Origin of the sequence: Halarcobacter mediterraneus (assembly GCF_004116625.1) — a bacterium.
GTDB lineage: Bacteria > Campylobacterota > Campylobacteria > Campylobacterales > Arcobacteraceae > Halarcobacter > Halarcobacter mediterraneus.
In genome coordinates this window covers 38,107-49,996 of record NZ_NXIE01000006.1, presented here as the reverse complement: position 1 = coordinate 49,996, position 11,890 = coordinate 38,107, and the positions used below count along the sequence as shown (strand labels likewise).

General features: G+C 27.6%; 12 protein-coding genes. 4 read left to right on the top strand and 8 right to left on the bottom strand.

Annotated elements, in window-relative coordinates:
* Window positions 1-7 precede the first annotated feature (7 nt).
* Genes CP965_RS12750 through sufB form a run of 4 tightly spaced genes read right to left on the bottom strand, consistent with a single transcriptional unit; the run spans window position 8 to window position 4,427 of the window.
* Window positions 8-1,189, bottom strand: coding sequence for an aminotransferase class V-fold PLP-dependent enzyme (locus CP965_RS12750; protein ID WP_129062505.1), 1,182 nt, complete (start codon window positions 1,187-1,189; stop codon window positions 8-10).
* Window positions 1,182-2,213 carry a SufD family Fe-S cluster assembly protein gene (locus CP965_RS12745; RefSeq protein WP_129062504.1) on the bottom strand — a complete coding sequence of 344 codons (1,032 nt, stop codon included), beginning with the start codon at window positions 2,211-2,213 and terminating at the stop codon, window positions 1,182-1,184. Before CP965_RS12745 ends, CP965_RS12750 begins: the two co-directional genes overlap by 8 nt.
* A gap of 2 nt (window positions 2,214-2,215) precedes the next feature.
* A complete protein-coding gene (sufC, locus tag CP965_RS12740; protein WP_129062503.1) occupies window positions 2,216-2,956 on the bottom strand; it encodes a Fe-S cluster assembly ATPase SufC in 741 nt (246 codons plus the stop codon).
* 34 nt (window positions 2,957-2,990) lie between these two features.
* Window positions 2,991-4,427 carry a Fe-S cluster assembly protein SufB gene (gene sufB, locus CP965_RS12735; protein ID WP_129062502.1) on the bottom strand — a complete coding sequence of 479 codons (1,437 nt, stop codon included), beginning with the start codon at window positions 4,425-4,427 and terminating at the stop codon, window positions 2,991-2,993.
* 180 nt (window positions 4,428-4,607) lie between these two features.
* On the opposite strand from sufB, the gene CP965_RS12730 reads away from it, so the two are divergent.
* Window positions 4,608-5,126: a GNAT family N-acetyltransferase gene (locus CP965_RS12730; protein ID WP_129062501.1), complete on the top strand. Its 519-nt coding sequence runs from the start codon at window positions 4,608-4,610 to the stop codon at window positions 5,124-5,126.
* Here the strand turns inward: CP965_RS12730 and CP965_RS12725 are convergent.
* Window positions 5,116-5,784 (bottom strand): amino acid ABC transporter permease, encoded by a 669-nt coding sequence (locus CP965_RS12725; RefSeq protein ID WP_228712729.1) that lies wholly within the window; start codon window positions 5,782-5,784, stop codon window positions 5,116-5,118. The two genes, CP965_RS12730 and CP965_RS12725, sit on opposite strands and share 11 nt — an antisense overlap.
* 132 nt (window positions 5,785-5,916) lie before the next feature.
* Entirely contained in the window at window positions 5,917-6,726 is an 810-nt protein-coding gene (locus CP965_RS12720) for a transporter substrate-binding domain-containing protein (RefSeq protein WP_129062499.1), read from the bottom strand.
* A 194-nt stretch (window positions 6,727-6,920) separates the two neighbouring features.
* Here CP965_RS12720 and CP965_RS12715 point away from each other — a divergent pair, with 194 nt between their 5' ends.
* Window positions 6,921-8,117 (top strand): NifS family cysteine desulfurase, encoded by a 1,197-nt coding sequence (locus CP965_RS12715; protein WP_129062498.1) that lies wholly within the window; start codon window positions 6,921-6,923, stop codon window positions 8,115-8,117.
* 18 nt (window positions 8,118-8,135) lie between these two features.
* The gene (locus tag CP965_RS12710) at window positions 8,136-9,116 is read left to right on the top strand and encodes an iron-sulfur cluster assembly scaffold protein (RefSeq protein WP_129062497.1); all 981 of its coding nucleotides are present in this window, start codon (window positions 8,136-8,138) and stop codon (window positions 9,114-9,116) included.
* Window positions 9,117-9,133: 17 nt separating this feature from the next.
* On the opposite strand, the gene CP965_RS12705 is transcribed toward CP965_RS12710, so the two are convergent.
* Entirely contained in the window at window positions 9,134-9,409 is a 276-nt protein-coding gene (locus tag CP965_RS12705) for a hypothetical protein (RefSeq protein ID WP_129062496.1), read from the bottom strand.
* Between the two features lie 74 nt (window positions 9,410-9,483).
* Between CP965_RS12705 and argH the strand changes: the two genes are divergently transcribed.
* Window positions 9,484-10,875: an argininosuccinate lyase gene (gene argH / locus CP965_RS12700; RefSeq protein WP_129062495.1), complete on the top strand. Its 1,392-nt coding sequence runs from the start codon at window positions 9,484-9,486 to the stop codon at window positions 10,873-10,875.
* A 29-nt stretch (window positions 10,876-10,904) separates the two neighbouring features.
* Here the strand turns inward: argH and CP965_RS12695 are convergent, their stop codons facing one another.
* Entirely contained in the window at window positions 10,905-11,807 is a 903-nt protein-coding gene (locus CP965_RS12695) for a chemotaxis protein CheV (protein ID WP_129062494.1), read from the bottom strand.
* Window positions 11,808-11,890: the final 83 nt, after the last annotated feature.

Sequence of the window (11,890 nt, the reverse complement as noted above, 5' to 3'; positions counted from 1 at the left end):
TTATTCCTTATGCTAACATTTTTAAAGCTTTTTTAAGAGCTTTAATAAGCTTGTCTATATCTTCTTTTGTATTATAAAAGGCAAGAGAAACTCTTATTGTTCCTTTTATATTTAATTGTTTCATTATAGGTTGAGCACAATGATGTCCTACTCTTAAAGCTACTTTCATTTTATCTACTAAAATTCCAATATCATCGTGACTAATATTTTTAAAGTTAAAACTTCTACTACCTATAGAGTTTTCAATAGTATTATAAAACTTTATATTTGGTAATTTACTTAATTGTTCATCTAAATATTCATATAAAATAAGTTCTTGTTTCTCTATTTTTTCATAACCAATATTTGAAAGATAATCTAAAGCTTTTGCAAAACCAATAACTCCTGCAATATTTTGAGTTCCTGCTTCAAATTTATAAGGAGAATCAAGTAAAGTTGAAGAATCAAAATCAACTTCATTTATTGTTGCTCCACCTGTTTGATAGGTATCAACTTCTTTTAGAAAAATTTCTTTTATATAAATTGCCCCAACACCCGTTGGCCCAAAAGTTTTATGTCCTGACATTGCAAAAAAATCAACATCTAAATCTTGAACATCAACGCTCATATGGGCTAAACTTTGGGCAGCATCAATCATAACTACACTATTGTATTTATGTGCAAGTTGGATAATTGCTTTTATATCATGGATTTTTCCAAAAGCATTTGAAATATGAGTAATACTTACGAAAGAGTTTGGATTTTCTTTTAAAATATTTTCATAATCTCTAAAATCAAAATCTAAATTTTCATTACAAGATACAACTTCAAGTCCTTTACTTAAAGAACGTCCTTGCATATGCCAAGGGGTAATATTTGAATGATGTTCTAACGATGAAATTATCACTTTTTCAAACTTTTTTGCAAAAGAATTAGCAATAAAATTTATAGATTCTGTAACACCTTTTGTAAAGATTATTTCTTCTTTTTTAGGTGCATTAATAAATTTTTGTAAGCTTACTCTTGCATTTTCATAATTTAGAGTTGCTTTGTTTGCATCTCCAAAAGAACTTCTATGAGTATTAGCACAATAGTTTTCATAATAATCCATTTCTGCATTTATAACACTTTTGGGTTTTTGTGTTGTTGCAGCATTATCTAAATATGTAATTTCACTATTTTTAAAATAAGGAAAATCTTCTTTAAACATAATTATCCCTTTTATACTCTTTTATAAACTCTTTTACTTTTTCATCTAAGATAGTCTCAATAATCTCATTTTCTACAGCTTTTAATAAAATTTGTTTTGCAAGTTTTTCATCTATACCTCTTGATTGTAAATAAAGAAGTTGGTCTTTATTTAAAGAACCAGTTGTAGCACCATGACTAGCTTCTAGTTCATCAATATTTATTTCTAAATGGGGTTTTGCAAATATTGCAGCTTCATCACTTAATAAAATAGTATCTGAGTTTTGATGTACTTGAGAAAAAAATGCTTTTTCATCAACTCTTGATATAGCTTCAAAAACAGCTTTTGAATTATCATTTAAAATGTGTTTATATTTTATATCACTAGTATTTTTTTTGTTTTCATGATTTGTATTAAATATTGATGAAGAATCTGCACTTTCATAAAGTTTTACAAGACCATTTATATTAAAAGCTGCATTTTCTTTTTCTAAATTTGTATCATATATTGAAAGAGAAAAACCTTTTCCTATTTCAAAGTTTGTATGATTTAATTTTGAATTATCATCTAAATGATTAAGATAATTAATTAAAAAAGAAGTGTCTTCTGAAAAGTCTTGTATTTTTAAATACTCTAATTTAGAATTCTTTGCTAAATTTAATTCTCTATTTACTGTGTAAATATTTTTTTCTTTTTTATTAACAAATATTTCTATTATAGAAGCTTTTATATTTTCTGCAACATTTATTTTTAATGAATTTGTATTTATACTATTTTCATTTTCTAAATTATGTACAATGATAATTGGCTCATTGCTATCTTCTTGAATATTTAATTCATAGTTTTTTGTATTTAATCTCTCATTTATTTTTAATAATTCATTTGTTCTACTTGAAATAGATTTACTCTCTTGTAATTCTAAATCTAATTTATACTCTTTTGAATATTCAAACTCCTTTTTTAAAATAGGGCTCAAATTTATTTTTCTAAAGTCTTCATCTTTTTTTGTTGGAAATTTTATATCTTTTAAATCTATTAATTTCATAATTACTCCAATCCTTGAAACCCAACACTATCAAGTTGTTGAGCTAAAGTATAGTCTCCTGTTTTTACTATTTTTCCATCTTTTAAAATATGTACATAATCTGGTTTTACAAGATTTAATAATTTATCATAGTGCGTAATCATTAATAAAGACTTACTTTTATCCTCAAGTAAATTATTAATTACTTTAGCAACAGTTTTTATTGCATCCACATCAAGTCCAGAATCAATTTCATCAAGCATAATTAAATCAGGTTTTAAAAGTAATAATTGAATTAATTCATTTCTTTTTTTCTCTCCACCTGAAAAACCATCATTTAAATCTCTTTGTAAAAGTGACTTGTCAATATCAAATTTAGCAAGTTCTTCTTTAGTATATTTTAAAAAGCCCATTGCATCTAATTCTTCTTGATTTTCATATTTTCTTTTTTCATTTACAATAGTTTTTAAAAAATAACTATTATTAACCCCTGGCACTTCAACTGGATTTTGAAAACTCAAGAAAATACCTTCCTTTGCCCTTTGTGATACATCAAGCTCTAATAAATCCTTATTTTTATAAGTAATAGAACCATTTGTTACCTCACAGTCATAGTGATCACTTATTGTTTTTACTAAAGTTGATTTCCCTGCACCATTTTGTCCCATTAGTACATGGATTTCACCTGGTTTTATATTTAAGTTTAGACCTTTTAAAATTTCTTTATTATCTATAGTTACTTTTAAATCTTTAATATCTAACATATTTTTTTACCTTTTTATAATCTTTTAGTTTTGTTTATCCCACACTTCCTTCTAAAGAGATATTTAATAACTCTTTAGCTTCAGCGGCAAATTCCATTGGTAACTCTTTTAAAACTTCTTTACAGAATCCATTTACAATCATTGCAATAGCATCTTCTTCGTCAATACCTCTTTGATTAAGATAAAAAAGTTGTTCTTCTGAAATCTTTGAAGTAGTTGCTTCATGTTCAATGTGTGCACTTGAGTTCTTAATTTCATGGTATGGGTAGGTATGAGCTTTACATTTATGTCCTATTAAAAGTGAGTCACATTCTGAAATATTTCTTGCATTTTTTGCATTTTTACCTACACTTACTAACCCTCTATAGGCATTTACTCCTGTCATAGCAGAAATACCTTTTGAGATAATAGTTGATTTCGTATTTTCTCCTAAATGTACCATTTTACTTCCAGTATCAGCTTGTTGGGCTCGGCTAGAAATTGCTACAGAATAAAATTCTCCCACAGAGTTATTACCTTTTAAGATACATGAAGGATATTTCCATGTTAAACTAGAACCCGTTTCAACTTGAGTCCATGATATTTTAGAGTTTTCTCCTTTACATAAACCTCTTTTTGTAACAAAGTTTAAAATACCACCTTTACCTTCTTCATCCCCTGGATACCAGTTTTGTATTGTAGAGTATTTTATTTGTGCATTATCTAGTGCTACAAGTTCAACAACTGCTGCGTGAAGTTGTCTTTCATCTCTCATTGGTGCAGAACAGCCTTCATTATATGAAACATAAGAGTTTTCATCACAGATTATTAAAGTTCTTTCAAATTGTCCTGTATTTAAGGCATTTATTCTAAAATAAGTTGAAAGCTCCATTGGGCATCTAGTATTTGGTGGAATATAAACAAAACTTCCATCTGTAAATACAGCACTATTTAAAGCAGCAAAATAGTTGTCATTTCTACTTACAACTGAAGCTAGATATTTTTTTAAAATTTCAGGATGAGAATGTGCTGCTTCAGAAATTGAACAGAAAATAATACCTAACTTTTCTAACTCTTCTTGATAAGTAGTTTTTACTGAAACAGAATCAAAAACTGCATCAACAGCAACACCCGCAAGCATTTTTTGCTCTTCTAGAGGAATTCCTAATTTTTCATAGGTTTTTAGGATTTCTGGATCAACTTCATCTAAAGAGTCTAAAGCTTTTTTAGGAGCACTATAATATGCGATATCTTGATAGTCTATTTTTGGGTATTTTAAATGTGCCCAATTTGGTTCTTCCATCTTTAGCCATGCTTTATAAGCTTTTAGTCTAAATTCAAGTAACCATTCAGGTTCATTTTTCTTTTTAGAGATTGCTTTAATAACATCTTCATTTAAACCTGGTGGAAAAGTATCACTTTCTACAAGTGTTTCAAATCCAAGTTTATAATCTTGTTTAAGTATCTCTTTTAAATGTTTGTTATCACTCATTTTAAAGCCTTCTTTTTAATTAGGACTAAAATTGTCCTATTTGTTTAAATTTATCATATGTTCATTAAAAAAATGTATAAGTGTTTAATTAATATATTACTTTAAATTTAGTTTCAATTTTACTAAAATGGACTTATAAGGCACTTTAGAGTAGATTCTTTTTATAAAAAAAGGAAAAAAATGCAATTAATATATCTAAATGAAACTAAAGATAATTATTTTGATAAAGCCTGGGAGATTTATTTAAACTCTTTTCCTAAGGAAGAAAGAAGAACTTTAGAAGAACACAAAAAAATTTTAAGAAATAATGCTTATAAAGCTAGTTGTTACCTTGATGGAAATAAGTTAGTTGCTATAGTTTTTTATTGGAATATTAAAGGTTATACTTTTTTAGAACATTTTGCAGTAGATAATCAATTAAGAGGTAAGTCTTATGGTTCAAAAGTTTTAAATGAATTTATAAAAACTAATGATAATATTGTTTTAGAAATAGAACCAATAAAAGATGAAACTTCACAAAGAAGATTAAAATTTTATGAGAGATTTGGCTTTGTTTTAAATGAATATACACATTATCAAATACCATTTAGAAAAGAAGATGAAAAACTAGAACTACTTTTAATGACTTATCAAAATAGACTTAAAGAAGAAGAGTACAAGTTTTTATATGAGCAAATGCAAAAAACTCTTATTTTTTGATTTTCTTCTCTAAACTATTTGTATAATAAGAAATAGGGTAGGTTAATAATAAGTATCCAATTGCAAGAGGAATATAACTTTCTAAAGTAGAATAAGTATAAGCGTTAACTTCTTGTGCATTCATTGTAAACTCACTAATTGAAATAATTGATAATAAAGAAGAATCTTTTATTATTGTTGCAAATTGTCCAGTTAAAGCAGGTAACATTCTTTTAAAAGCTTGTGGGAAAACTACGTATCTATACATTTGATAGTTAGTCATACCTAAACTTAAAGCTGTTTCATATTGTTCATAATCAATAGATTCAATTGCCGCTCTAATTATTTCACTTACATAGGCTCCTGCAAAGATTGCTAAAATAAATGTTCCTACAATATATCGATTTTCAAAACCTAAGTTATTTGCAAATACATAAAAGAAAATTAGAATTTGAACTAAAAGAGGTGTTCCTCTAATTATTTCTATATAAAATCTTGAAAAAAATCTAAGTAAAATAAACTTTGAATTTTGTCCATAAGCAAAAAATAAGCCAATTAAAAAGCTTAAAATAAGCGCAAAAAAAGATATGATAATTGTCATAATAAAGCCATCTATAAATTTTTGTTTATATTCATAGACACTTTGCCAGTTAAAAGTATATGTAATATTCTTAAACATAAAATATATGCTTAATCCAACAATTAAGAAAAGAAGAACTAAATTAAAAAGGTAAGAAACTCGCGAAAGTTTTTTACCTTTTTTTACATTAATTTCTTGAATAAATAAATTTTTTAATTTTATAATTTAGTCCTAAAAGAAAAATGGAACACCTAACTCATCAAATGTTTTTTTTGCTTGAGTTAAATGTTTTTTTGCAAATGAATCAAAAGTTCCATCCTCTTTTGCTTTTTTTATAAATTCATCAACTTGTTTTTTTATTGGATCATTTTGTCTTAGAGCAACACCCCAATGTTCAGAATCCTTTTGGAAAGGTTTTAAAAGAGCAACTGTTGTATCCTTATGCTGAGCATAATTTCTATAAATAGTTAATTGATCATATAAAAAACCATCAGCTTTTCCTTGTACAACCTCTAAAACACAAGCTGCTTCTTTATCAAATACTAAAATTTCAGCATTTTTTAGATTGTCTTTTGCATATACATGACCTGTAGAACCTTTTTTTACAGCTATTTTTTTCCCTTCTTTATCTAAATCTTCAATTGATTTTACTTCAGAATTTTTATTTGCTAAAATTGCAAGTGATGTTCTTGCGTATGGAGTAGAAAAATCAATAGACTTTTTTCTCTCTTCAGTTATTGTCATTGAAGAAATAATTAAATCAATTTTACCAGTTTTAAGTGATGGAATAAGACCATCCCATGCAATATTTTCAATAACTACTTTTCGTCCTAAATAGTCTCCTAAAGCTTTAGCAAAGTCAACAGAAACACCAGATGGAGTTCCATCTTTATCACTCATTTCAAATGGTGGATATGCTAACTCCATTCCAACTTTTAATACTTCTTTTTCTTCTTGTTTTTTTGAAGAATCCTCATTACAACCTGACAATAAAACCAAGATAAATGGTACAAATAATGTCATTAAAACTTTTCTTAACATAAGTAATAACCTTTAAAATTTTTTTATATTATCTCATAAGAAGCTTATTTTTTTATTAGAATTAATTAAAAATAGCTAGATTTTTTAATTAAGACTCTTTTTATCCTATTTAAAATATAATTACGCGATTTAATTAGGAACAACACTAAAATATGTAATAATAAAGTGTTAAAATGTAAAAAATAGGAAGAAGAATGGAAGTATATTTAGACAATAATGCCACTACTAAGGTTGATCCTGAAGTATTTAAAGCGATGGAACCTTTTTTCTGTGATATTTATGGAAACCCTAACTCTTTACACAAGTTTGGAGCAGGTACTCATAAAAAAATGGTAGAGGCTTTAGATTATCTTTATTCTGGAATTAATGCTGCTGATGAAGATGATATTGTAATAACAGGTAATGCAACAGAAAGTAATAATACTGTTATTAAAGGAATATGGGTAGATAAAATTTTAAATGGAAATAAAAACCATATCATTACAAGTGAAGTAGAACACCCATCTATTACAGCCGTATGTAAATTTTTAGAGACTCAAGGTGTTAGTGTTACATATTTACCTGTAAATGAAGAAGGTATTTTAGAAGCACAACAAGTTGCAGATTATATTAAAGAAGATACAGCATTAGTAACAATTATGTGGGCAAATAATGAAACTGGTAAGCTATTTCCAATAAAAGAAATTGGACAAATCTGTAAAGATGCTGGAGTTCCTTTTCATACAGATGCAACACAAGCAATAGGAAAAGTACCAGTAGATGTTCAAGCCTGTAATGTAAATTATTTGTCTTTTTCAGCCCATAAATTCCATGGACCAAAAGGTGTTGGTGGATTATACATTCAAAAAGGTTTTGAAGTAACTCCATTATTACATGGTGGTGAACAAATGGGTGGACATAGAGCAGGGACTGTAGATGTTGCTTCTATGATTGGAATGGGAGTTGCAATGAAATTAGCAACTTCAGAAATGGCATTAGCTTATGAAAACAACCATGTAAGAAAACTTAGAGATAAGTTAGAAAATGCAATATTAGAAATCCCAGAAACTATTGTAATTGGTGGTAAAGAAAATAGAACACCAAATACAACATTAATTTCTATTAGAGGTGTTGAAGGTGAATCAATGCTTTGGGATATGAATCAAAAAACAATAGGTGCTTCAACTGGTTCAGCATGTGCTAGTGAAGATTTAGAAGCAAACCCTGTAATGAATGCTTTTGGAAGTGATAGTGAATTAGCACATACAGGTGTAAGATTCTCTTTAAGTAGATTTAATACGGAAGCAGAAATTGATTATGCAATTGATGTTATAAAAGGTGCAATTGCTAGATTAAGAAGTATTTCTAGCTCATATGCATATACTCCAAAAAATCACGTATCAGAACTATAAAAACAAGGAAATATAAAAATGGCAAAAAATGATTTAATAAGCGGTTCAATTTGGGATGAATACTCAAATCAAGTTATTAGAAGAATGGATGACCCAACTCATCAAGGTGAGATTACTGAAGAAAGAGCAAAAGAGTTAGGTGGAAAACTAATTATTGCTGACTTTGGTGCAGAATCATGTGGTGATGCAGTAAGACTTTATTGGTGTATTGAAGAAGGTACAAATAAGATTTTAGAATCAAAATTTAAATCTTTTGGTTGCGGTACTGCAATTGCTTCTTCTGATGCTATGGCTGAATTATGTGAAGGTAAAACAGTTGATGAGGCTGTTAAAATTACAAATATTGATGTTGAAAAAGCTTTAAGAGATGACCCTAATACTCCAGCTGTTCCTCCTCAAAAAATGCACTGTTCTGTAATGGCTTATGATGTTATTAAAAAAGCTGCTGCTACATATAAAGGTGTAGATATGGAGTCTTTTGAAACAGAAGTAATTATTTGTGAGTGTGCAAGGGTAACTTTAGGAACTATTCAAGAAGTAATTAAATTAAATGATTTAAAATCTGTTGAAGAAATCACTGATTATACAAAAGCAGGAGCATTCTGTAAGTCATGTATCAAGCCAGGTGGTCATGAAGAAAAAGACATCTACCTAGTTGATATATTAAATGATGTAAGGGCAGAAATGGAACAAGAAAAATTAAAAGAAGCTGCTGATGCAAGTGCAGCGGGTCAATCAACTTTTGATAAAATGACTATAGTTCAAAGAATTAAAGTAATAGATGAAGTATTAGATAGTGAAATTAGACCAATGTTAATGATGGATGGTGGAAATATGGAAATCATTGATATTAAAGAAAATATTCCTTTCTATGATTTATATATTAGATACTTAGGTGCTTGTAATGGTTGTGCATCAGGTGATACAGGAACTTTATATGCTATTGAATCTGTACTTAAGCAAAAAGTTGATGAAAATATTAGAGTATTACCAATCTAATTAAAACAAAAAAGCCTTTATTTTAAAGGGCTTTTTTTGTAGGCTATATAAAGGTTTTTAAGTAATTGTAAATATTTTTCATTACTTTTAATCCAATATTGTAAGGCATAATTATATTTTGTATCGTCATTTTTATTTATTTCATAATAAGAAATAAATTCATCTATTGTATTTAAAAACTTCTCAACTTCTTTACTATTTTCTAAATCTTTGTTTTTTTCGAAACATTCTTTATACTCTTTTAAGTTATATTCCCAAACTGATAATTTTTTTATTAATTCAAGTGTATTCAATATAGTCCTTTAGCCAAATATATCCTAATTTTGATATAATCAAATTTAATTAGTTCAAAATAGGAATTATATATATGTCAAATCAAAATAATCAAATACTTAAAAATACAAATGCACAAATTTTAGATGAGTTTAATGCTTCAATTATGTTTGATAAGGAGTTATATTCTCAAGATATTAGAGGTAGTATTGCTCATTCACAAATGCTTTGTGAACAAGGAATTTTAACAAAAGAAGAACAAGAAGCTATTGAAAAAGGTTTATTACAAGTAAAAGAAGAAATAGAATCTGGAGATTTCAAGTTTACACTTGCTACTGAAGATATTCATATGGCTGTTGAGTCAAGGCTTACTGAGATTATAGGTGAACCTGGGAAAAAACTTCATACTGCAAGAAGTAGAAATGACCAAGTTGCAACTGACTTTAGACTTTATGTTCAAGAAAAATCTTTATCTATTAAAGCTCAACTAAAAGAGTTAATAGAAACTTTTGTAAATGTTGCAAGTAAACATACTGAAACTCTAATTCCTGGAATGACACATTTACAACATGCTCAACCATTAAATTTTGGTTATCATATGCTTGCTTATGCAAATATGTTTAAAAGAGATTTTGAAAGATTTGAAAGTTCTTATGAAAGAAACAATTACTCTCCTTTAGGAAGTGCAGCATTAGCTGGAACACCTCATAATATAAATAGAAAATCAACTAGTGATAAGTTAGGTTTTTATGAGCCTACGAATCATGCAATGGATACTGTGTCTGATAGAGATTTTGCTTTAGAAATATTATTTAATATTTCTACTTCAATGATGCATATTTCAAGAATTTCTGAAGAGTTAATTACTTGGTCTTCTTATGAGTTCCAATTTGTTAGAATGTCTGATGAATATGCTACAACAAGTTCTATCATGCCTCAAAAGAAAAATCCTGATGTACCTGAATTATTAAGGGGAAAAACTGGACGTGTTTATGGAAACTTAATTTCGCTTTTAACAGTGATGAAAGGTTTACCTTTAGCTTATAATAAAGATACACAAGAAGATAAAGAGGGTGTTTTTGATTCAGTTAAGACTATTGAAATTTCTTTATCTATTTTAAATGAAGTAATTAAAACAATGATTGTTAATAAAGATAAAATGCAGGCAGCTTGTAAAGTAGGACATTTAAGTGCTACTGATTTAGCAGACTTTCTAGTGCAAAATCAAAATATGCCTTTTAGAACAGCTTATTATATTACAAAAGATGTTGTATCACATGCAAACTCTTTAAATAAAGATATTAGTGAACTTACAATTGATGAAATAAAAGAAGCAAATGAAGATTTGAAAAATGTAAGTGAAGATATTGTTATGTATTTAGATTTAAGAAACTCAATGAATGCAAGAACTTCTCTTGGTGGAACATCAACAAAACAAACCCAAAAACAAATTGAAAATTTTAAAAAGTGGTTAAAAGATAATTAAATAAAAAAGACTAGAATTAGTCTTTTTTATTAAGATAAATATTTTCTTGCAGTTTCATATAAGGCTTGGATATCTGTTTTTCCAATAAAGCCATCAACTCCAATATTATTCATTTTATTTTTTACTGCATCTGTAGTCATTGATGAGTTTACAATTACAGGAATATGGTCATATTTACTATTTTGTTTTATAAATGAAGCCACTTGAAAACCATCAGTTTCAGGCATTTCTATATCTGTAATGATTAATGCAATATCTTCTGGATCCATCTCTTCAATTCTTTCTAATAATAGTGCACCATTATTATAAATTTCATAATGAATACCTGCTTTTTTAAAGAATCTAGTTAAAACTTCTCTTGCAACTCCAGAGTCTTCTGCTGCTAAAACAAGTTTTTCTGTTTGAAATTTAGACTCTACATATTTATTTAGTGTTTCTTCTCCATCATCAACCCAACCTAAGTCTTGAAGAAGTTGTTCTGCATTAAATACTGTACATAACTCATCTTTATCATGTACTTTTACATAAGTAGTATAAGTAACTTTAGAATTTGTTTCTTCTGTATGTCTTAATTCATCTGTAGTTTTTTCTACAATATCAAGCATATCTCTTATTAAAAAACCTACTTTTTTGTGATTAAATTCACAATAAATAATAAGCTTATACTCTTTTATATCTAATTTTGGTATACCAAGCCAAGCATCAAGGTTTATTAATGTAACAGGTTCTCCTCTAATAGTTGCAATTCCTGCAACAACATCACTATTTGAAGGAGTATCATTTATTGTTACTTCTTCTGCAATAACAAATGCTTTAACTTTTGCAATATTAATTGCATAAATATTATTATGACCAGTATAAAATACAGCAAGTTGCTGTACATTTCTTAAATGTCCTTGTGTCATTTGCTCAACACTATTAATACCACTCATTTGTATACCCTTTATACTAATATACTAAGATTATATTAACTTTTTTCTTACAATAAACTTTAGAATATTACTAAAAGATTACT